Below are 20,344 nucleotides of genomic sequence, written 5' to 3'. Positions count from 1 at the left end.
ATGTGTCCATAATTTTAAAACATAATGTTGTAGTATTTTCTTGATTTTTGTGTAAATCTGAAAGAAACCTCAGTTTAACTTTGTTAAATTTTTTGGTCTATTTCGAAGCCGATAGTTTTTGCATATGCATTTAAGTCGATTGCAGCAACCGTTCCAATTGATTGCTGTAAGTACCTTGTAAGCTGAAGGAAAAATGTAACTAATGAATTTTCTTTGTCACTAAATGTAATATTTTCAAACTTTCTGGTCAAATAGTAATCATTTATTCTTTTATCAAAATCTTTACTGCTTGTATCTTCTGAGCCAGTATAATTAACATAAAAACTGCCATAATCAACTGCGCAACCCATTTCAATTGTTTGCAATTTTTCTAAATTTTTCAGATGATTTTCAATCGTATTGTTATTCGCATGAGTAAACGAATTTGTGCTTGCCAATATTCCACCAACAATTTTTGTTAATGGACGAGCGGGTACTTCAACTCCGGCATTAATTATTTTGACAGAAGTCCTTTTTAAACTTCTTACACTCTCAATTTTTTTACCTGCATATTCAAAAAAATTATCATCCCCTACTTTTCCCTGTAAGTCGGGTTTTACTTCAAAAACGGCATATACTCCTTCTGCGGGAATATAATGAATCCCATTCTGAGTAAAAACAAAAGGCGTGTACTGCTGATCATAAATAACTAAATCTAATTGATGACTTAAACTTCCCGTACTGTCAATTACTATTGCTTTATCAACACAATATCTATTAGGGAGGTATTTTCTAAGCCATTCTATCCAAACATTTTCTAATGAATCTCCTTTTGATCCTGGATGTAAAATAAATTCTCTGTTTGTATTTAACTGGGCAACCATTTGTTTTTGCAACCCATTGAATAAATCTCCTATATTAATTTTATTATTCATATCTATAAATTTTATTTTTAAAGTAAACATAGAAACCAAGTTCTATTTTATTATTAGCGCAACCTATAATCAGCAATGCAGGGTTTTTGATTGATACTTCAGGATTATCTGCAATTGACTTAACAGCTTGTATATCTACAGTACTGGGAATTGCTAAATTATTTGGATGAGTATGCCACTCTCCAATATAATATTTTTTGGGATCTTCTGTGTAGAACTGCTTCAATTTACTCTCAACGCCTATTACCTCTCTCTCAAACATATAGGGAGTGCCTTTATATTTATTTGGCAAAATTGTATCTGTTATTCTAAGATGATTTTGACTTTCTGAATAATAACCAATTAAAAAACCTCCAAATTCATTTGGACAATGTTTTTTTCCAATATCTATTAAATTGCTTATTAAATCGTCATCAATATCCAGCGTTAAACCTAATTCTTTAATTCTATACATCAAAACTCTTCCAATTTTATTGAAAACGTGTCGTTTTCCTTAGTTTGCAAAACAAAATTCCTCAGCTCCTTTCCCTGTCCCTTCTTTATATTAATATTTTTTAAGGCATACTGCACTAAAACCGCAATATCGTTATAAGAAGCTTTAAATGTTGGACTCCAGCATCCCGTTGGATTATAAACATCCTCAATGTCATTATACAGAACATTTTCATATTGATTCATTACCCATGAATAGTGGCTGGGTTCAATACCGCATACTAATGCCTGTGCATTATTTGTAATTGACAACGTTATCAATTGGCGAAGGTTCAGCTGGCTTAATATATGCATTAGGTCATTATCAGTAGAACAATCGAAAATTAAATCATATTTATCCAGGGCTTTCTCCAGACCTTTTAAGTGATGTGGGCGGTTAAAAACCTTAGTATGCACATGAAAAAATTGATTATCCATAATCTGTACTTCTACAAATGGAGAAATTGAAGTGAGAATTTCGTTCAGTTCGTTCACTTTATTAGTTATCCCATTGGAGAAAGCATACTCCGAACGGCATACATTTTCAGGCTCTTTAACGTCATGATCAATTAGGTGAATGTTTTTGCATCCTCCCCTTACCAGCGTTGTTGCGACCATACTGCCGATTGCTCCGGTGCCAATTATCAATGTTTTGGCATTTGTTATTTCATCTGTGAATTTCCCTCTTCCAAAAAAATATTCATAGGAGCTGTTTCTGGTCATCATCCAGTCAATTTTCTGATCTATAAAAAAACCTCCCCACATCTGATTTACTTTTTCATGCCCTATTGGGAATCTGCCAAACTCCAGCATTGCTGCCTGCCAGTGTATTTCAGTTTCAGAAATTTTATATCCTATAATTAATGGAATTGGCTCACCAGCTGCCTTTTGGTTATTTCGCTCCAATCCGTAAAGAAATGTAAAAAAATCTGCAGGAACTTTACCTTCCAGATCCTTCCAGTTATTTATGAGGAAACGCGTTTGAACTACTGGAGGCTTTTCCATAAATACATATAACCCAAATTGAATATTAGCTCCAGGTAAATTAGTATAAGCCGAACTCCACTTTGTAGGCGCTATTATTTTGCTGTACTTGTCCTTAAAATTCAGGATTATACGGTTATTAATTTTTGTATTGTAAAATAATCCTGGATGAATTTGGGCAAAATCAAAAAAACCAAAATCACCATGTTGGAATGTATGTTCTGTATCAGTAAAGATAAATGAGTGATGTTCATCTTTATATTTTACGGGCTGCATAATTACATGCTCATAATGGTCATCATGCTCTTTATTCACAAAATACCGCTGAATCCATCTCTTCAGTGAGGAAAAGTCTATTTCGAGTTTCTTTTTTACATCAAAACTATGTGCGGTGTGGATGCAGATTGAACCATCCCCCATAACATGACCATATTCTACTAATTCTCTATTATAAAAAGTAATCGCTTCTGCGTCTAATCTTTTTAGAGGATATTCAGGAAGAACTTTTACAGCAAAGCTCAAAGCATCTCCAATTTCATTGTAAATAACTTTGACCTTTCCAACAGCATTTAAATCCTGGTCAACAACAAAAGGCTCTTCAATAAGAACCTTGTCGAGACCGCTAATAATGCTCTGAACTATCTTTAACTTATTTTCCATAATCATCCAAAACGTTCAGTTTTAGGAGGAGTAGAATAAAACCCGTTTCCTTTGTTTTCATATTTGTTATCACTTTCTTCTTCCTCAATAAATTTTGAATTTTCTGGAAAGTAAGTTTTGATATTTTCATCGTTATCTTCAATTCTTTCAAGCATATTCTTCATGTCATCAGAGAGAGTCTGTCTCTCAGAAACAGTCAGAGTATCAATTAAATCATTAGAGCTGTTTCCAGGATCCTTCAATGAAAAACTTTCGCCAGTAACTTCGTCACGGATATATTCTAATACCGTTTCTAATTTACTCCACAAATTCCCAGATATATCCTTATTATCAAAAGCTTTAATAGTAATCAATTCTAAAAAGAAAGATTTCGTAGGATAATTATATTTGGTATTTTTCCAAACTTTTAACAGACGAATAATTTTCCTAATGGAATCTTTTTCTTTAGTTGCTCTATCTTTAATATTTTTGATTTGAGCCTCCACATTTGTTTTAATCCTTTCACTTCCCTGATCAAAATTTCCATATTTGTAATAAACATACAGATTAAGATTTTCATCTTCTTTGTATTTATCCTGGCTTAATTCACGTCCAGGAACAACATCAATCTTTACAACATCACCGTCTTCATCTGCAAAAAACTCAATACCAATGGAAACTTTTTGTTTTCTGACACTTGCTTCATCCTTATATTTATCATATAAAAAATCAAAGACGTCTTCGTACATCTGCTTTAATGTGCCATTTGAACCAAATGCATTTCTCTTGAAAGGACAAACCATATCAAAATCAAACTTGATATTAACTGCCGTGTTTTTTGCGTAGGAACCCGAATTAAAAGGGGAATAAATATTCTCTTCATATTTCTTCTCCAAGGCTTCCTTAACTTCTTTATTTTTGTCCTTATGCTTTTTTAAAAGCTGCTCTTCTTTGGTAATTTGATGAGTTTTAATTACCGAATCTAAATGTAAACTCTTATCCATAATATTTTTATTTTATTGCTTTCATTGATATTAAATTATCTAAATTATCTTTTTGGGTGGCATTTGCTTCACTTCTTAAATATTCTTTTCCTATGCCTTTTACGCATATGACTTTTGATCCAATAGTCCAACCGGGATAATTCCAAACTACAGTTTTAATAATGTTTCCTTTTTTTAATAATTCTATTGTACGGGTTTCCGAAGTTTTTTCTCCCATATCCCATCTATCACCATCATTTACTGGATGTAACATTACATGTGTGATATTATCATTCGAATCTTTCCAAACACCGGATATAAAATAATCTGCTGATTTACTCATAATATATATTTTAATTAAAACGTTCTTATACATTGTAATGCTACATAAATTTCATAAATTGCCATTGATATGGAAATTTTTAAAAAATTTTAAGCATTACAATATAAATGAAGTCAGATAATAGAATTGTTGCATCATTTGATGAGAAATGCAAAGCAATTCAAGAGGTTTACACTCCTGAATTTTATGCTGCTCTTTTCAAGCACGCTATAGTAAGACTTAAAACTGTTTTTGGAATCAAGTACAACCATGACAAGGGATTTAGAGGCATTATGGTTGAAGATATGATCAATGATACTATTGAAGCTTTCTTTAAAGAAGGCGGCAGAAATTGGTATCCAGAGAAATTTCCTGATTTCCGAATGCAGATAATAAGTGCCTTAGATAGTGTTATTTCAAATACATTAAATGCAGAGCTTGATAAAGCAAACGAAACATTTGAAATTTTAGAGAATGATATTGAGATGTCTTTTGACGATTCCGATTATCAATCATTATTATCGATATGCCATGAAGAATTATCCGCTATGGGAGCAACAGATAATGAATTACTACTGTTCGAACCATACATAATCAATGGCATGAAAAGAAATGATTTGTCTGAACTGTTAGGGATAAGTAACGAAGAGCTGACAAATATTAAAAAGCGGCTTGATCGCAAATTACCGTATATAAAAGAAAAACTGAAAGTGTTGAATTATGAAAAATAACTTCATCAAAAAGATAGACAAGGCAATTATCTCCCAAATTACTGAAGGTGATTCTAGTACTTATGATGAAATCCTTAAAGAGGAAGGTTTTGACATAAAGGAGATCGAAACTTATGCTCTGAAGAATTTTCGCAAGCACTCATTTCTGTTAAAAGCACATATAAATAAACAGAGAGATACTGATTTATTGGAAAAAGCTTCTGCATTACTGCAAAATGCAATTGCAAAAAATATTGATAAGCCTATTAGCTATTTAAAATCTTTAATTGCAAATAATCAGTTTCAGGTTCAATATAGAAATTTAGACAGTTTGGGAATTGATGAGATTAAAGAAATGATTAAAGACCAGAATTTATTAGAACTTCTGGAGCAATTGGAAAATGATCAGAAATAGACGCGGTTCCAATAGAGCTAAAGCTCTTCTGGAAGAAATTGGCTTCGATGAGATTACTGATATTCCCATGGATATTTTTGCTGCCGGTCTTGGAGCAACTTTAATAGAAGAAAAATTACCAAACTCAGACGGTAAAATCATTAGAGGCAATTCTAAAACATTGATTAAAGTCAACTCAGATATCGAATTTGAAGAAAGAAAGCGTTTTACAGCTGCTCATGAAATTGGACATTATCTGCTTCATGACAAACTGGACTTGGAAGTTCATAATGAAACATCCAACACTCTGAATTGGTTTAATGATGCTGAGAACCAGGCGAAAAAAGGAATTCAAGAATGGGAAGCCAATGATTTTGCATCAGAACTCTTAATGCCTGAAGCTGTAATAAGAAAAGTCGTATTTAGAAAAAAATTTTCACCTGATTTAGTGAAGGAACTATCCGAAAGATTTAAAACCAGTTTAACCTCCATTATTTACAGATTATTATCATTAAATATCTATCCTCTCTTTGTTGTTTTTATTAATAATGGACAGGTTAGATATTGGAGTAAATCAGATGGCTATTGGCTAAAGATCAAAGAAATAACTAAGTTGCCTCCGCCTGAAGATTCCGTTGCTCAGGAATACATTGATGATAATTACGGGTTCCTGTACTCAGGAAAAGAAAAAGCCCAGTTAATATATAAATCAACATGGTTTGAACTGAAGGATGATGAAGAGGATAGCGATTTCTATGAATACTGCATTCCTTACAAACAGGCAAAAACTATAATAAGTGTCGTTTGGGAAGAATAATTTGTATTGATTATTTCAGATTTGTTACATTGTAAAAACTACTATTTTAAAACCTAAAAATGACTATCTACGAAAATGAGCCTAAGACATGGAAAGAGCTGCAAAGCAAAGCTTCTGAGCTTTTAACGGTATGTGGGTATCTTTCTGAAACAGAAAAAGAAATCAGTACAATAAGGGAAAAAGTTAATGTAGATGTATATGCAGAAATAAACCGAGAAATGTCTAGAAGCGTAATCATTTGTGAATGTAAATTCTGGAAAAAAAAAGTTCCAAAAAATGTCGTACATGCATTTCGTTCAGTCATAAATGATTATGGATCAAATTACGGTTTTATAATTTCAAAGATGGGCTTTCAGAGCGGAGCGTTTGATGCAATTAAAAATACCAATGTGCAATTAGTCAATTGGCCTGAATTTGAAAATACCTTTAGAGCGGAATGGATCAGAAAAAAATTAATTGCTATTTCTAAGACAACAAAACCGTTATACGATTATATAAGTGTTGGATTTATGGTGTTTTTTAAAGAACAGCTTTCTAAACTTTCTCAAAATGAATTGGAAAAATATCATTACTTAACGGAAAAATATTTTAACCCCGTTTTTGCCTCAGCAAATATTGATTACAAAAATGAAGAAACAAAAGAATTTGACATTGAAATGTTTGATAATTTTCTACCTCATTATATTAGAGAATTAAATATTAATTGTACTTCATATGAAAGCTATTTTCTTAATTTAGAAGAAATTTGTGCCGAAGGATTGATTGAATTTGACATCTTATTTAAAGAACAATTACGTCGATAATTATTAAGACCCCTTAAAATCAGCGTAGTTGTAAGTCTTAAAAAAAAACGCACATTTTTGGTAGCAATAGGGTATTATTGTCTCACTTTCTTTAGATTCATTACAATATTTAAGAGGACTAGTTTTAAAGTCAGAGACTTTATGAAGCCTCTGGTTTTCAATTATACTAGTTTAAAATAACACAAAGTCAGAGATAATTGTACAGCGTAAAGAATAACACTTTTTAGAGCGCAACAACTATTTTTTGATGTTTAAATTGTAGTTTTCTAAAAACCATTCAAAGGATTTACCATTCTTTCCAAGCTCCTGTTCTAACAAATTCAAGGTATTTTTGATATTGTCCGATGGTTGATATTTCATTTTCGTAATTGTCAAGTAATCCCCGTATTTCAAGTATGCTTTTAATTCTTTCGGACAATTCGTCGTTTGACTGTATATCTCTTTGGTTAACTCTGTCAACAATTTGTTCGTATTTCCTTTCAAATTCGCTTCCAAGTTCATTCTCAACTTCAGCTTTGAGTTTTGTATACTCTCCATCTTTAGCTTGAATTCCTTTTCTAAGTTTTTCAAAGTCTTCTCGTTCTCTTTTTTCAAGTTCCTCAAATTCTCGTTCAATCTTTCTGTTTTCTCTTTCAAAAGAGAGTGCAAATCTTGATTCTTCTCGAAAATTGACTTCAATGTATCTTTCTTCTCTTCTAATTTTACTTTGCTCGTTGTCAATTCTAGTTTCTTCGAGTCCAAATTCTCTTCTAATGTCCTCTTCAGATTCTCCAACTCGGTATCTGAACTTAATTTCCCGCTCAGTGTTTGCTTCTTCTTTTGTAATATCTTCTCTGCGTTTAATATATCTTCTTTCCAAATCTGAGTGGTTTTCCTCAAATGCAATTTGTTGTTGTTCAAGGTCTCTTGATCTTTGTTCAACTTCTTCTGCTTCGTGTCTAATACTTGAATATACTTCGTCCTCAAATTCTCTTTCCAGCTCCTCCAGTCTTTCTCTATTTCTTTTTGTGTTTGCCTTAACTCTTGATAATTCAGATTCAAATTGTTGTTCAATTCTTCTGTATAGTTGAGTTCCCAAACTGTTTTTAATTGATCGTATAAGATTGCTAATTTGGTTTGTTCGGCAGACGACAGATTCTCCAAAAAACTTTCTTTGGAGTTCATCAATTGATGATAATTCCTCTCTATCTCCTTTGGAAACTTGAATGTAGTCAGTGCGTTCTTGGACATAATTATAAACCCATTTAGTATTATTTGATGTTAGTAAGCTTTTAGCAATATTTTCTTCTGAATCTTTAGGAATAATAATTTGAATTGTATCTATTCCTAGTCTTTTCAGTTTAACCTTTTTTTCATCATCTAATTTATGAGAAACTACAATTTCAATTAGTAGGATAGGCTCATCTTTAGAATTAAAGAAAGTTAAGTCAGGTCGTATTAAAAGATTTTTATATTCTATATCTGGATTTTTCCCATGAATTACGTTGCCTTCATCATCTTCATAAAAGGCCAATTCAGCTCTTACGTGATGAGCTTCAATAAATTGTGCTTCTTCCAAAAGAACAGCTTTCTTTCCGTCAGGGGAATAAGAGTAAAGATTAGGAACTTTTATACGTTTTGTAAATTGAAGTATTTCTATTGCAAGTTTATGTCTGTATTCTTGGTTGCTAAAAGTACATTTTCTTTCATTGTCAACTCCTTTGGCTGAGTGTCTAAAATAAGATTTATGATAGATGTTTTTTTTCTTTACGGCATCCATTTCTTCGTTACATCCTAAGCACCAATAACCTTTTCTTCCGCTTATTGCATCGCCAATATAAACAACTTCATCTTTGATGTTTTTGGCATACTCATTCTCTTCTTTTGGATTAACTTTAGACATTTCAAAAACTTAATTACTGGTTATCTATTTGATTTACAATTTGTGTTTGTTGATTTATGATTGAAACCTAATAAAACTTATTTTTTTGTATTTCCCAAATAATACAAAAGTCGTCTTTATTTTAAACAACAAGACAAGTAATTACACCTGATTTTGATTAGAATAGAAACTAACATTTGTGAAATAATTTCAAATTATTCGATGTAAAAAAGATTTCTATAATTTTATAAATCAAAATTATTTTTTTTACGATCGACATTGTCATAAATAAAATAGATTGAACAAGGAATTATAACTGAAAAAATGAAATGTACATTTCGGAAAATTATGATTTTACTCAAGAAGCCAGCAAAACCAAGTTCTCACAAATTGTTTTCAGTATTGGCCTTTAAAAATGAAATGTGCATTTTAGAAAAATAACAGGTAGAAATTTCCTGATATACGCTCTGTAGAGTGATTTTTTAAACAAATCATCATCAATGGGTTGCCTTATGGGTTGCTTCATGCATTGCCTCAAAAAAATAACAACAAATTAGTATTTAGTAAATTACGAAAAATAAAAATGCACATTTCATTTTATATTTGTGTACATTTCAATTTTTGGCTCATACATTGATTTTTAGTTGATTAAATATGTTTTTGTTGTTTAGGACGTTTTACTTAATAGTACAAATGATTTCTTGTAATCAATCATTTAATGTGTTTAAAAATGTTCAATAGCAAATGAAATAAAAATATTAGTTATATGATGTCAGCCTATTTATACGTTCGTGTAAGTACGGACGAACAAAAAAGAAAAGGTTACTCCCTGCCGGAACAAGAGGATAGATTGTTGAAGTATTGTAAGTATTATGATATTGAAATCAAAGGGATTTATCGCGAAGATTACTCTGCAAAGAATTTCAATAGACCGGAATGGAACCGATTATTTTCAGAAATTAAAAAGAAATCATCAGGGGATGATAAAAATATTCTATTTATCAAATGGGATAGATTCAGCCGTAATATTGAATACGCTTACGAAATGATTGGAAAGCTTCGGAAATATAAAACGACAGCAAAAGCTATTGACCAGCCAATTGATTTCTCTGTGCCGGAAAGCACAGTTATGCTGGCTGTATATTTAGCTGTTCCGGAAGCAGAAAATGCGAGGAGAGCGCAAAATACTTCGAACGGTATTCGTCGAGCAAAGCTGATGGGAAGATATCCCAGTAAGGCACCTTTAGGATTTATCAATTTGACATCAATGGACGGCAAAAAAGGAATAGCTCCTAAAGAGCCTGAGGCTGAAATTATAAAATGGATTTTTTATCAGGTTGCGAAAAACGATCATAAAATATCTGAAATCATGAAAATAGCTAGAGATAAGGGATTCTTATGTTCAAAATCACACTTTTTCAGGATTTTGCATAATCCAGTTTATTGTGGACTTATACCGGTCAAACTTGACTCTGGTGAAGAGCAAGTGGTAAAAGGATTACATGAACCATTGATATCTGAGGCTTTATTTAATCAGGTCCAGTCTGTTATTAATACCAAAAGGAAAACCACTTCTAGAAATTATGATTTGCAATCAATGTTTTTTCTTAAGGGATTTATAATCTGTCCAGTTTGTGATCGAAAACTTCTTGGAAGTTTTTCAGCAGGGAGATTAAAAAAATATCCATACTACCATTGTCGTAATGGCTGCAGAACAAGGATAAATGCAATTTTTCTTAATGATTGCTATCAAAAGAAGCTTCAACAGCTGATACTCTCAAATAATACGATTGAATTATTTAAAAATATTTTGGAAGACCAGAATATAAAGACTCAGAAAGCAAGTTATTTATATGCATACAAAGTGTTAGAGAGAAAAATAAAAGACGAGGGATTAACACTTTCTCAAGGCAGAAGATTATTTATTGCTGGAATATTAAAACTTGACGACTATAACGAATTAAAAAAAGAGAATCAAGTCAACACCAAAAATCTTAAAAAGGAAGTACGTGATATTTTAATTAAATTAAAAGATCTTGATAAAAAAAGTCAATTAGAAGAGAAAGCGTTAGTCGAAATCTTTCAAAGATTTTCTGAATTTGAGGTCCCAGATAAACGACATATTGTAAATCTTATTCCCCCCACTAATGTTAATTATAAAACTGGAGATCTATCTTTAGATTTGAATCAGGCATTTTTAAAAATATTATCAAAAAAAGGTAACCGAAAAACTGAAAAAAGATGAACTTTATTGAGAAGAATGTTTCAGTAGAAAAAGCAATTGCCATTCTTTCTAAGAACGGTATTCAGGTAAACGAAAATGAAGCCAAAATTATATTGGAATTGTTATATTTAGTATCAAAAAATTACGACAAACCCAGAGAGAAGAAAATACTATATCCTTAAAGGGACTTCGAACCATTATTCAGTCCCGATTATATCTCTGATAAAACTGCTTTTAGGCTGTATACTTCAAACAGTCTTAAGGATTCCTTGTGAAAAATCGAACCACAAAAGAACAGGCTATAAAAGCTTGAAAAATGGGTGTTTATGGGTATAAAAAAAGAGACAACTATTAACTAGTTGTCTCCTTCAGCGGAGAAAGAGGGATTCGAACCCCCGGACCTGTTACAGTCAACAGTTTTCAAGACTGCCGCATTCGACCGCTCTGCCATTTCTCCAGTATGTTGCTCTCATTGCCTGATTGCGGGTGCAAATATAAGACGGTTTTTCGGTTAACAAAACTTTTTTTGGAATTATTTTTAAACTTTTTTAAATTATTTTCCAAGTATCTAAGTGTCAATGTTTCCGAAAATGAGATTTTTTCAAAAACTAATCCAAATCGTCTAAAATTGGTGTTGGTTTTTTGTTTTCGTCAACTGCAACAAATGAAAAAGTTCCTGATACTACCGTTTCGCGAAGCTCCGAATACATCTGTTCCATAAAAATATCGACATGAATTTTACAACTTGTTCGTCCAACGCTATCTACTTTTGCAACCAATTCAATTAAAGTTCCTGCCGGAATTGCTTTTTTAAAATCGATTTGACCCGTTGAGATCGTAACTACTTTTTTGCGACTGAAACGTGTCGCACAGATAAAAGCAACTTCATCCATTAGATGTAATGCTGTTCCTCCAAATAAAGTGTCGTAATGATTTGTTGTGCTTGGGAAAACCGCTTTAAAAATTCTTGTTTCCGATTTTTGAATTCTTTCTTCTACTGTTCCCATATTAATAATTAACGTATTCCGTAATTTCAAGTCCGTAACCAATCATACCAACACGTTTTGTTTGCTCCGTGTTCGAAACTAGTCTGATCTTAGAAATATCAATATCATGAAGAATTTGAGCTCCAATTCCGTAATCCTTACTGTCAATAATCACTTTTGGGGCTTTTAAAGTTCCTTGCGATTGAAGTGTTTTAAGCTCTGAAATTCGATTTAAAAGATTAACGGCCGTCATGTCCTGATTAATGAAAATAACAGCGCCTTTTCCGTTTTCATTTATTACTTTAAACATATCGTCCAACTGCTGTTCTGCATTGTTGGTTAAAGTTCCTAGTAAATCGTTATTAACCTGAGAAGAATGAATTCTGGTTAAGATTGGTTCACCTAAATTCCAAGTTCCTTTTGTTAAAGCAATATGAATTTGTTTATTGGTTGTCTGTTCGTAAGCTCTCAATCTAAAAGTCCCAAAGCGAGTTTCAATATCAAAATCTTCTTTTTTAACAATTAGACTGTCATGCTGCATTCTGTACGCAACCAAGTCTTCGATAGAAACTAATTTTAAATCGAATTTTTTGGCTACTTGCACTAATTCTGGCAAACGTGACATTGTTCCGTCTTCGTTTAAGATTTCACAGATTACCCCTGCAGGTTTGAATCCTGCCAAACGTGCAAAATCAATCGCTGCTTCAGTATGTCCAGTTCTTCTTAAAACGCCTCCTTGTTTAGCGATTAAAGGAAAAATATGACCAGGACGAGCTAAATCTTGAGGTTTTGTGTTTGGATCAATCAAAGATTCAACTGTTTTGGAGCGATCTGCTGCTGAAATTCCAGTTGTAACTCCGTTTCCTTTTAAATCAACAGAAACGGTAAAAGCAGTCTCCATATGATCTGTATTATTCGTTACCATAGAACGAAGATCAAGTTCTTTACAGCGGCTTTCAGTTAGCGGTGTACAGATTAAACCACGTCCGTGTGTGGCCATAAAGTTGATCATTTCTGGTGTTACTTTTTCGGCTGCTGCCAAAAAATCACCTTCATTTTCACGATCTTCATCATCGACTACAATGATTACTTTACCTTGACGAATAGCTTCAATAGCTTCTTCAATGGTATTTAGTTGTATTTTTGTTGTTGACATAATTATTGTTGCTTTTGAGCAGGTGAGAACCGCTCGGAAATTTTTTGAAATAGTTGTGAAATCGGAGTTGTAATCGCATCAAAGTTAATTAATCCGTTATCGTTTGTTGCACGATAGGTCAGAAGAATTGCTAATGGCAGTAAAATAATCGATGACATCCATGATCCCATAAATGGAGTCATTCCACCTTCTTGCGATAATCTTTTTCCGAAAGTATTGATAAAGTGAAAAGTAATAAAGATTAAAACAGCAAAAACAATTGGAAGTCCAAGTCCGCCTTTTCTAATAATAGCACCAAGTGGAGCTCCAATAAAGAACATTAAAAAACAGGCAAATGCAATAACAAACTTTTCATACAATGCACTTAAATGTTTGTTGATTTCACGTTGTTTGTCTTTTAAGTCTTTTTGTGTTGTTTCGATTGAGTAAATGTTGCTGGTAACATTGCTTCCTGCCATTTTTAAAATATCTACTTTGTCTTTGTTTGAATACATTGACATTAGATTGTTTGGCAGCTGCTTTTTCTTTGCTTTTGTTTGTACAGGAGCAGGGTACTTTCTAATTCCGACACGTTGATTGATGTTTTCGGAGAAAGAAACAATCTCATTATCCAGGTTTTTGTTTAGTGAATCTAAAGTATAGCGTAATTCGTTAACATTAAGCATTGCATTTGTTCCTGCAATACTCTCTTTGTTTTCATCCACTTTGTTTAATTCGGATAAATCGATATTGATGATCTGCTTTTTGAACTTTCCTTTTATAAAAGGTAGTTTAGCACGATCTTCATATTTTTTTGGTGTAACATCTTGATAGTAATAACCATCATTCAAAACAAGTTTTAAAATACTTGATTTTTCGCTGCTTACTAATTCTCCTGTTTTAGATTTAATAACCGTTTTGTTTTCGCCCATATTGTTAGGCTTTTCATGAATGGTAACTTCTGTAAGTTTGTTTCCATTCTCGCCAGATTTTTTTACAACTTTAATATTGTAAAAACCAACATCGTTAAATTGTCCTTCTACAATTGCCATTGCAGGTTTAGCCTGAGCAATGTTTTTTCTAAAATTGACGAACTTGTATTCTGCGTACGGAATCACATTATTCGCAAACCAAAAAGCAACAATACTTAAAACGAAAATAAACACAATTAAAACTCGCATGGCTCTCTGAAGTGAGATCCCAGAAGATTTCATAGCAGCAAACTCATAATTCTCGGCTAAATTACCAAAAGTCATGATAGAAGCCAGTAAAACCGATAGAGGAAGTACAAGCGGAATAATACGAGGCATAGAAAAAAGCAGGAACTTCACGACTAATATTAAGTCGAGATCTTTTCCTGCTAGTTCTGATATAAATAGCCATACTGTTTGCAGTATGAATATGAAAAATAAGATTACAAATACAGTAGTAAATGTAAGTAAGAATGTTTTTAATAAGTATTTGTCTAGAATTTTCAACCTTCTGATTAATCTAATTTATTAATGTAGTATTTCGGGTATTTACTCGCTACAAATGTAAATTGATTTTTTGATAAAGGTTGATTGGTTTTAAAAGAATTAACGGTTAAAGTTGTTTTTGTTCCGTTTTTTCCAGTTTCAATCAAATTGTAGATGTGTTTTGTTTGAACGTCAACCCCTAAAAGAATTTCTTTTCTTTGGTCTTTTCCACTTGTTGGAACTAATTTGATATATTGAATCTTTCTTCCTTTTACATTTTGCACAATATCCATATTGTATTTGTATCCAGAATTGAAGAAAGTAAGCATTTTAGAAGGAGTGATTGCGTTATCATCTTTCTCGTTTACTTTAGAAATAGTAACTTCTTCATCTTCAGGAACGATAGTGTATGTTTTTTGACCGTCAAAAATTTTGGTAACTCCCATGAAATTCAAAACATATTGATTGCCTTTCATTGTTACATTTCCTTTACTGTCCTGATTGATGTTTTCTTTAGCGTTATTTAAAGAATATTTAAAATCGATAACAATATTGTCGTAGCTTTTTATTTTAGAAGTTACTTCGTTCAATAAATCCTTCGCTTTTTTATCCTGAGCCTGAATAGAAGTGAAGCTCAAAAGCAATATAACTGCCATTTGAAAACACTTTTTAGTCATGTTTGTGATAGAATTGTTGTTGATTTCTTGAATTTTTGCTTTCATGATTGAGTTAATTTTGTTCATTATTAAAAAATTGATCAAGAGCACTTAAGTCTAAAATATTGACGCTTCTGGCTTTACTACCTTCGAAAGGTCCAACAATACCTGCTGCTTCCAGCTGATCAATCAAGCGACCGGCTCTGTTGTATCCTAATTTTAATTTTCGCTGTAATAAAGAAGCAGAACCCTGTTGAGCATTGACAATTATCTCCGCAGCTTCTCTAAATAAAGTATCTCTTTCGGAAATATCTATATCAAGATTAATGCCAGTTTCTTCTCCAACGAACTCTGGAAGCAAATAAGCTGTTGCATACGCTTTTTGTGCTCCAATAAAATCTGTAATTTTTTCAACTTCTGGAGTATCAATAAAGGCACATTGTACACGAATTACATCGTTTCCATTGGTGTACAGTAAATCTCCTCGTCCAATAAGTTGATCAGCACCTTGTGTGTCCAAAATAGTTCTGGAATCGATTTTAGAAGTTACTCTAAATGCAATTCTGGCAGGGAAATTGGCTTTAATTAAACCTGTAATAACGTTTACAGAAGGTCTTTGCGTTGCAATAATCAAGTGAATACCAATGGCACGCGCTAATTGAGCCAGACGGGCAATTGGAACTTCAACTTCTTTTCCAGCAGTCATAATCAAATCGGCGAACTCATCGACAACCAAAACGATGTATGGTAAAAATCGGTGACCAGCTTCCGGATTTAATTTTCTGGATTTGAATTTTTCGTTGTACTCTTTAATGTTACGAACCATCGCATCTTTTAGTAAAGAATAGCGATTATCCATTTCTACACAAAGTGAGTTTAAAGTATTGACAACTTTTGCGTTATCTGTAATAATAGCATCTTCCGTGTCAGGAAGTTTCGCTAAATAATGTCTTTCGATTTTATTGAAAAGTGTAAGCTCAACCTTTTTCGGATCAACCAAAACAAATTTTACTTCTGCTGGATGTTTTTTGTATAAAAGCGAAGTTAAAACCGCATTTAATCCAACAGATTTTCCTTGTCCTGTTGCACCAGCCATCAATAAGTGAGGCATTTTAGCAAGATCGACAACAAAAGTTTCGTTAGAAATAGTTTTTCCTAGTGCAATTGGTAATTCCATTTCAGCTTCTTGGAACTTCGCTGCTCCAATAACGCTTTTCATAGAAACCATAGTTGGGTTTTTGTTCGGAACCTCAATACCGATAGTACCTTTTCCTGGAATTGGCGCAATAATACGAATTCCTAGTGCTGATAATGATAAAGCGATATCGTCTTCTAAGCTCTTAATTTTAGAAATTCTGATTCCCGCTTCTGGCACAATTTCATATAATGTAACCGATGGACCAACGGTTGCTTTAATCTGTGCGATTTCAATTTTGTAGTTACGAAGCGTGTCTACAATTCTATTTTTATTTTCTTCTAATTCTTCCTGATTAATTGTAATTCCGCCAGTCGAATATTCTTTTAATAAATCGATGGTTGGGAATTTATAATTAGATAAATCCAAAGTTGGATCGAATAATCCGAAATCGGCAACTAGGCGAGAAGCTAAATTTTCTTCGATAATATCTTCTTCTTCAGCTTTTTCAATCACAAAAGCTTCGTCTGGAGAAACTAATGGTAGTTCTTGTTTTGGAGTAATTGGTTTTAAAACAGGATTTAATTCGATTTCAGAAGCGTGATTAATAGTTGGTTTTAATGCTTCTTTGTTGAGTTCGAACTGAGTGTTGACAGTTTTAATATGGATGTCGTCTAATTCAGGATCATTTTCTGGTTCTTCTATAGCAAATTCCTCTAGATTATAAGCGCTTTCAGGCTGATTCACCGCAGGCTTTAAGGTTTCTAGTTCTGATTTAAATTCTTTTTTGGTAGAATCAAAATACGACTGAATTTTTTCTGGTGATAATTTGATTTTGAAAATTAGATAGACAATTAGACCGAAAAGGAGTGTCAATAAAGTTCCTGTTTTTCCGATATAATCTTGCAGGAATAAATTTAATTCGTAACCAATTGTCCCACCCAATTCAGGTGCAGAAGTAGCGAAGAAACCAAATAAAACAGAAACTATAATAATAGCAAAAATATCCCAAAACCAGGTATTTTTTAGTTTTTGAGTAGAAAGTTCTAAAGCTAAAAACATTCCGGTAAGGAAAAATAAACGGACAAAAATAAAAGAGGCAAGTCCGAAACCTTTGTAGATAATCAAGTCAGCAAGATAGGCTCCGAATTTTCCTAGCCAATTTTCGGCTACTTCGGTACGATCGCCAAGTTGACTTAGAACGCTTTGATCGTTTTGCCATTGTCCATTAACATAAAAAGAAATAAATGCCACTAATAATGCAACAGAAAAAAGAACTAAAAGACAACCTAAAACAAATTTTTGTTGTTTAGATATCTTAAAAGATCTTTTATTTCCTTCCTGTTTTTCGTTTTTTTTATCTACAGTTTCTTTTTTATTTTTTGCCATTCTTGCGTTTTCCTTTGCCTAAATAAATTTTGGAATATAAATAATCAAGCCTATTGCTATTGCAGTCATTGCGGCAAAAAATACCGCTCCGGCAGCAATATCTTTGATAAAACCGATTCGTTTGCTGTAATCAGGATGGATAAAATCGGCAATTTTTTCAACTGCCGTATTCAATCCTTCAATGCTTAAAACCAAACCGATGGCAAATGTTTGACATAGCCATTCGGTTTGTGAAATATGAAAATAGAACCCCATAATGGTCATGATAATTCCTAGAGAGAATTGAACCATAACGCTGTGTTCTGTTTTGATCAATTTTACAGCTCCTTTAAAAGCATAAGTTACGCTTTTTAAACGACCTGAAACAAAAGTATTGTCTTTTTGAAACTCCATTAGAGTGAGTATATTATAGCGCTGCTAAAGCTGCTTCGTAATTTGGTTCGTTTGCAATTTCTGCAACTTGTTCTGTGTGTAGCACTTTTCCATCTGCATCAACAACAATGATTGCTCTTGAATGTAATCCAGCTAAAGGTCCGTCAACGATTTCTAATCCGTTTGCTTTTCCGAAAGCACCAGTTTGGAAATCTGATAAGTTTACTACATTTTCTAAACCTTCAGCACCACAAAAACGTTTTTGAGCGAAAGGTAAATCTCTAGAAATACATAAAACAGTTGTGTTTTCTAATCCGCTTGCACTTGCGTTGAAAGTTCTAACAGATGTTGCACAAGTTCCTGTATCAACACTTGGGAAGATGTTTAAAACTAATTTTTTACCAGCGAAAGTGCTTAATGAAGCAACTGATAAATCGTTTTGAACTAATTTGAAGTCAGCTAATTGTGATCCAACTGCTGGTAATTCGCCTGATGTATGAACTGGATTTCCTCCTAATGTGATAGATGCCATGATTTTTGTTTAAAATTAATGAGGTTCAAAAGTAAGGATTAATATTTGAATCTAAAAGTATTTGTTATCGGTTTAAGGATAGATTAAGGATGGTTTTGGAGTGGCCACAAATTCACGAATTTGCATTTCATTTTAGCAAATTATTCTTAGTGATAACTAAAATTTTGAGGGAATATTGTTCTATTGGTTTTACGTTTTTTACATTCAACTTTTAGAAATGCGCAACGTTTGTCATTCTTGACAAAACTTGAAGAAATTTATTTTAGCAATCAGTTTGTCATTCCGAGGAACGAGGAATCGCACTAGAAACTCTACAAAGATTGGCAATATAGATTGCGGAGCCACTTATGTGATCCTTCCTTCGTCAGGATGACAAGATTGCTTGGAAAACCGCGATTGTGACTAAAACCCGAAAATCTCTATTGAAACCGTTTTATCCGCGAGAGGGATAGGAGCAAGCTACCGAAGTAGCGCGGATAGCCCGACAGTATTAGGAAAAGGGGCTGATGTAGACAAAGTATGTTCAGCCCCTTTTTCTAATGCTGGCTCGCCCAGATGATTTTAGATTTTAGAATGTAGATTTTAGAATGTAGATTTTGATTGCGGACTTACTGACGTGGGCTTCGACTCCGCTCAACCTGACAAAGATTGCGCAAAGACTGAATACTGAAAACCGCGACTGGCACTAAAAAAAAAGCGTCTCCAAAATAGAAACGCTTTCTCCGTCATGTTTTTTTGTTTTTTCTTTGAAAAAGAGGCTCGATTATTTGTCGATAGAACCTAAAACACGTTTCATGAACGTATTTAAAGCTTCTTTTTTGTCTGTTCCTTGAGCAACAAGTTTCTGTACTTCAAGGGCACCGTACATATTGGAAATCAATTCGCCGATTACGTCTAATTCTTCATCTTTAAGAGAAGGAATTTCGGTCATCGCTTCTAGAACTTCGATCGTTTCGATGATATAATCCTGATCGTTTTCTTCGATGAATTGCGTTAAATGCTTAATTACTGGTAATTTCATGTTGTAGAGTTTATGAATTAAGCAATTGCGTTTACAAGATCGATTAAAACTTCTTGTTTGTTAGTCTGCGTTTCGCCAACTAATTGTCCGTTTACGAAAGTAGCGAAAGTAGGCAAGTTGCTTACGTTTGCTAATTTTCTTGATTCTGGAGAATTTTCTGCATCAACCAAAACAAAAGTGATAGCTTCATTTTCTGTTGCTAATTTTTTGAATTTTGGTTTCATAATACGGCAATTTCCACACCATGAAGCTGAATATTGTACTACTACTTTTTCGTTTTTAGCAACTAAATCTGCTAACGTATCTTCGTTTAGGTCGATTAACATAATTTTATTTTTAAGACACTAAGTTGCTAAGGTTCTAAGATGCTAAGTTTGCTCTCGAACCGAATAACTTTGTGTGGATTTTTTTGATAGATTTTTAAGTCGTTGAGATTCTAAGATCTAAGTCTAATCTTAGAATCTCTTGACTTTTATTGTAGAATTGTATTTAAGATTCAAAAGTTAAGTTAAAAAACTTAGCAACTTAGAACCTTAGTA

At 32.8% G+C, this 20,344-nt stretch carries 21 protein-coding genes and 1 tRNA gene; 6 read left to right on the top strand and 16 right to left on the bottom strand.

The genetic code is table 11. From position 1 onward, the window contains the following. Positions 1-83: 83 nt before the first annotated feature. The 5 genes from NQQ59_RS07300 to NQQ59_RS07280 are packed head-to-tail and all read right to left on the bottom strand — an operon-like array spanning position 84 to position 4,334. Complete coding sequence (locus NQQ59_RS07300; protein WP_144214993.1) at positions 84-914, bottom strand: DUF6602 domain-containing protein; 831 nt, start codon at positions 912-914, stop codon at positions 84-86. Beyond that, complete coding sequence (locus tag NQQ59_RS07295; RefSeq protein WP_144214992.1) at positions 907-1,368, bottom strand: Mov34/MPN/PAD-1 family protein; 462 nt, start codon at positions 1,366-1,368, stop codon at positions 907-909. The genes NQQ59_RS07300 and NQQ59_RS07295 overlap by 8 nt, the downstream gene beginning before the upstream one ends. Next, positions 1,368-3,029: a ThiF family adenylyltransferase gene (locus NQQ59_RS07290; RefSeq protein ID WP_186296579.1), complete on the bottom strand. Its 1,662-nt coding sequence runs from the start codon at positions 3,027-3,029 to the stop codon at positions 1,368-1,370. The genes NQQ59_RS07295 and NQQ59_RS07290 overlap by 1 nt, the downstream gene beginning before the upstream one ends. A 2-nt stretch (positions 3,030-3,031) precedes the next feature. After that, entirely contained in the window at positions 3,032-4,012 is a 981-nt protein-coding gene (locus NQQ59_RS07285; RefSeq protein WP_144214990.1) for a nucleotidyltransferase family protein, read from the bottom strand. 7 nt (positions 4,013-4,019) lie between these two features. Next, positions 4,020-4,334 (bottom strand): DUF3892 domain-containing protein, encoded by a 315-nt coding sequence (locus NQQ59_RS07280; protein ID WP_186296578.1) that lies wholly within the window; start codon positions 4,332-4,334, stop codon positions 4,020-4,022. A 107-nt stretch (positions 4,335-4,441) separates the two neighbouring features. Between NQQ59_RS07280 and NQQ59_RS07275 the strand changes: the two genes are divergently transcribed. Genes NQQ59_RS07275 through NQQ59_RS07260 form a run of 4 tightly spaced genes read left to right on the top strand, consistent with a single transcriptional unit; the run spans position 4,442 to position 7,037 of the window. After that, positions 4,442-5,044: a hypothetical protein gene (locus NQQ59_RS07275; RefSeq protein ID WP_144214988.1), complete on the top strand. Its 603-nt coding sequence runs from the start codon at positions 4,442-4,444 to the stop codon at positions 5,042-5,044. Beyond that, positions 5,034-5,438 (top strand): hypothetical protein, encoded by a 405-nt coding sequence (locus tag NQQ59_RS07270; RefSeq protein WP_144214987.1) that lies wholly within the window; start codon positions 5,034-5,036, stop codon positions 5,436-5,438. The genes NQQ59_RS07275 and NQQ59_RS07270 overlap by 11 nt, the downstream gene beginning before the upstream one ends. Next, complete coding sequence (locus NQQ59_RS07265; RefSeq protein WP_144214986.1) at positions 5,425-6,234, top strand: ImmA/IrrE family metallo-endopeptidase; 810 nt, start codon at positions 5,425-5,427, stop codon at positions 6,232-6,234. The genes NQQ59_RS07270 and NQQ59_RS07265 overlap by 14 nt, the downstream gene beginning before the upstream one ends. 59 nt (positions 6,235-6,293) lie before the next feature. Continuing rightward, positions 6,294-7,037, top strand: coding sequence for a restriction endonuclease (locus NQQ59_RS07260; RefSeq protein ID WP_144214985.1), 744 nt, complete (start codon positions 6,294-6,296; stop codon positions 7,035-7,037). A 286-nt stretch (positions 7,038-7,323) separates the two neighbouring features. Here the strand turns inward: NQQ59_RS07260 and NQQ59_RS07255 are convergent, their stop codons facing one another. After that, positions 7,324-8,919 carry a coiled-coil domain-containing protein gene (locus NQQ59_RS07255; RefSeq protein WP_144214984.1) on the bottom strand — a complete coding sequence of 532 codons (1,596 nt, stop codon included), beginning with the start codon at positions 8,917-8,919 and terminating at the stop codon, positions 7,324-7,326. Between the two features lie 745 nt (positions 8,920-9,664). Between NQQ59_RS07255 and NQQ59_RS07250 the strand changes: the two genes are divergently transcribed. Both NQQ59_RS07250 and NQQ59_RS07245 read left to right on the top strand, forming a co-directional pair. Next, positions 9,665-11,143: a recombinase family protein gene (locus NQQ59_RS07250; protein ID WP_144214983.1), complete on the top strand. Its 1,479-nt coding sequence runs from the start codon at positions 9,665-9,667 to the stop codon at positions 11,141-11,143. Then, complete coding sequence (locus tag NQQ59_RS07245) at positions 11,140-11,304, top strand: PTS sugar transporter subunit IIBC (protein ID WP_144214982.1); 165 nt, start codon at positions 11,140-11,142, stop codon at positions 11,302-11,304. Before NQQ59_RS07250 ends, NQQ59_RS07245 begins: the two co-directional genes overlap by 4 nt. A 190-nt stretch (positions 11,305-11,494) precedes the next feature. On the opposite strand, the gene NQQ59_RS07240 is transcribed toward NQQ59_RS07245, so the two are convergent. From NQQ59_RS07240 to NQQ59_RS07195, 10 genes are all read right to left on the bottom strand, one after another. Then, a tRNA-Ser gene (locus NQQ59_RS07240) sits at positions 11,495-11,579 on the bottom strand. A 151-nt stretch (positions 11,580-11,730) separates the two neighbouring features. Then, a complete protein-coding gene (locus NQQ59_RS07235; RefSeq protein ID WP_125721663.1) occupies positions 11,731-12,129 on the bottom strand; it encodes an acyl-CoA thioesterase in 399 nt (132 codons plus the stop codon). 1 nt (position 12,130) lies between these two features. Continuing rightward, positions 12,131-13,264 (bottom strand): 3,4-dihydroxy-2-butanone-4-phosphate synthase, encoded by a 1,134-nt coding sequence (ribB, locus tag NQQ59_RS07230; RefSeq protein WP_186296577.1) that lies wholly within the window; start codon positions 13,262-13,264, stop codon positions 12,131-12,133. Between the two features lie 2 nt (positions 13,265-13,266). After that, positions 13,267-14,721 (bottom strand): LptF/LptG family permease, encoded by a 1,455-nt coding sequence (locus NQQ59_RS07225; RefSeq protein WP_144214980.1) that lies wholly within the window; start codon positions 14,719-14,721, stop codon positions 13,267-13,269. A gap of 8 nt (positions 14,722-14,729) precedes the next feature. Further along, positions 14,730-15,422: a LolA family protein gene (locus NQQ59_RS07220; RefSeq protein ID WP_144214979.1), complete on the bottom strand. Its 693-nt coding sequence runs from the start codon at positions 15,420-15,422 to the stop codon at positions 14,730-14,732. Positions 15,423-15,429: 7 nt separating this feature from the next. Beyond that, positions 15,430-17,880, bottom strand: a complete 2,451-nt coding sequence (locus NQQ59_RS07215) for a DNA translocase FtsK (RefSeq protein WP_144214978.1) — start codon at positions 17,878-17,880, stop codon at positions 15,430-15,432. An 18-nt stretch (positions 17,881-17,898) separates the two neighbouring features. After that, positions 17,899-18,273, bottom strand: a complete 375-nt coding sequence (locus NQQ59_RS07210) for a diacylglycerol kinase (protein ID WP_144214977.1) — start codon at positions 18,271-18,273, stop codon at positions 17,899-17,901. 13 nt (positions 18,274-18,286) lie between these two features. Further along, complete coding sequence (tpx, locus tag NQQ59_RS07205) at positions 18,287-18,784, bottom strand: thiol peroxidase (RefSeq protein WP_144214976.1); 498 nt, start codon at positions 18,782-18,784, stop codon at positions 18,287-18,289. 763 nt (positions 18,785-19,547) lie between these two features. Continuing rightward, on the bottom strand, positions 19,548-19,805 hold the full coding sequence (locus NQQ59_RS07200; protein WP_008462029.1) for a DUF6952 family protein: 258 nt from the start codon (positions 19,803-19,805) through the stop codon (positions 19,548-19,550). Between the two features lie 17 nt (positions 19,806-19,822). After that, complete coding sequence (locus NQQ59_RS07195) at positions 19,823-20,131, bottom strand: thioredoxin family protein (protein WP_007805605.1); 309 nt, start codon at positions 20,129-20,131, stop codon at positions 19,823-19,825. Positions 20,132-20,344 lie beyond the last annotated feature (213 nt).

It is taken from the genome of Flavobacterium panacis (genome assembly GCF_024649945.1).
GTDB classification, from domain to species: domain Bacteria; phylum Bacteroidota; class Bacteroidia; order Flavobacteriales; family Flavobacteriaceae; genus Flavobacterium; species Flavobacterium panacis.
Note: the sequence above shows the minus strand (reverse complement) of the source record. Positions and strands in the feature narration are given on the sequence as shown.

Coding starts and splice junctions, on each gene's coding strand:
- NQQ59_RS07235 (WP_125721663.1), bottom strand. CDS start 12,129: ATGGGAACAGTAGAAGAAAGAATTCAAAAATCGGAAACAAGAATTTTT.
- NQQ59_RS07200 (WP_008462029.1), bottom strand. CDS start 19,805: ATGAAATTACCAGTAATTAAGCATTTAACGCAATTCATCGAAGAAAAC.
- NQQ59_RS07275 (WP_144214988.1), top strand. CDS start 4,442: ATGAAGTCAGATAATAGAATTGTTGCATCATTTGATGAGAAATGCAAA.
- NQQ59_RS07265 (WP_144214986.1), top strand. CDS start 5,425: ATGATCAGAAATAGACGCGGTTCCAATAGAGCTAAAGCTCTTCTGGAA.
- NQQ59_RS07300 (WP_144214993.1), bottom strand. CDS start 914: ATGAATAATAAAATTAATATAGGAGATTTATTCAATGGGTTGCAAAAA.
- NQQ59_RS07210 (WP_144214977.1), bottom strand. CDS start 18,273: ATGGAGTTTCAAAAAGACAATACTTTTGTTTCAGGTCGTTTAAAAAGC.
- NQQ59_RS07280 (WP_186296578.1), bottom strand. CDS start 4,334: ATGAGTAAATCAGCAGATTATTTTATATCCGGTGTTTGGAAAGATTCG.
- NQQ59_RS07220 (WP_144214979.1), bottom strand. CDS start 15,422: ATGAAAGCAAAAATTCAAGAAATCAACAACAATTCTATCACAAACATG.
- NQQ59_RS07245 (WP_144214982.1), top strand. CDS start 11,140: ATGAACTTTATTGAGAAGAATGTTTCAGTAGAAAAAGCAATTGCCATT.
- NQQ59_RS07290 (WP_186296579.1), bottom strand. CDS start 3,029: ATGGAAAATAAGTTAAAGATAGTTCAGAGCATTATTAGCGGTCTCGAC.
- NQQ59_RS07195 (WP_007805605.1), bottom strand. CDS start 20,131: ATGTTAATCGACCTAAACGAAGATACGTTAGCAGATTTAGTTGCTAAA.
- ribB (WP_186296577.1), bottom strand. CDS start 13,264: ATGTCAACAACAAAAATACAACTAAATACCATTGAAGAAGCTATTGAA.
- tpx (WP_144214976.1), bottom strand. CDS start 18,784: ATGGCATCTATCACATTAGGAGGAAATCCAGTTCATACATCAGGCGAA.
- NQQ59_RS07260 (WP_144214985.1), top strand. CDS start 6,294: ATGACTATCTACGAAAATGAGCCTAAGACATGGAAAGAGCTGCAAAGC.
- NQQ59_RS07270 (WP_144214987.1), top strand. CDS start 5,034: ATGAAAAATAACTTCATCAAAAAGATAGACAAGGCAATTATCTCCCAA.
- NQQ59_RS07285 (WP_144214990.1), bottom strand. CDS start 4,012: ATGGATAAGAGTTTACATTTAGATTCGGTAATTAAAACTCATCAAATT.
- NQQ59_RS07295 (WP_144214992.1), bottom strand. CDS start 1,368: ATGTATAGAATTAAAGAATTAGGTTTAACGCTGGATATTGATGACGAT.
- NQQ59_RS07215 (WP_144214978.1), bottom strand. CDS start 17,880: ATGGCAAAAAATAAAAAAGAAACTGTAGATAAAAAAAACGAAAAACAG.
- NQQ59_RS07255 (WP_144214984.1), bottom strand. CDS start 8,919: ATGTCTAAAGTTAATCCAAAAGAAGAGAATGAGTATGCCAAAAACATC.
- NQQ59_RS07250 (WP_144214983.1), top strand. CDS start 9,665: ATGATGTCAGCCTATTTATACGTTCGTGTAAGTACGGACGAACAAAAA.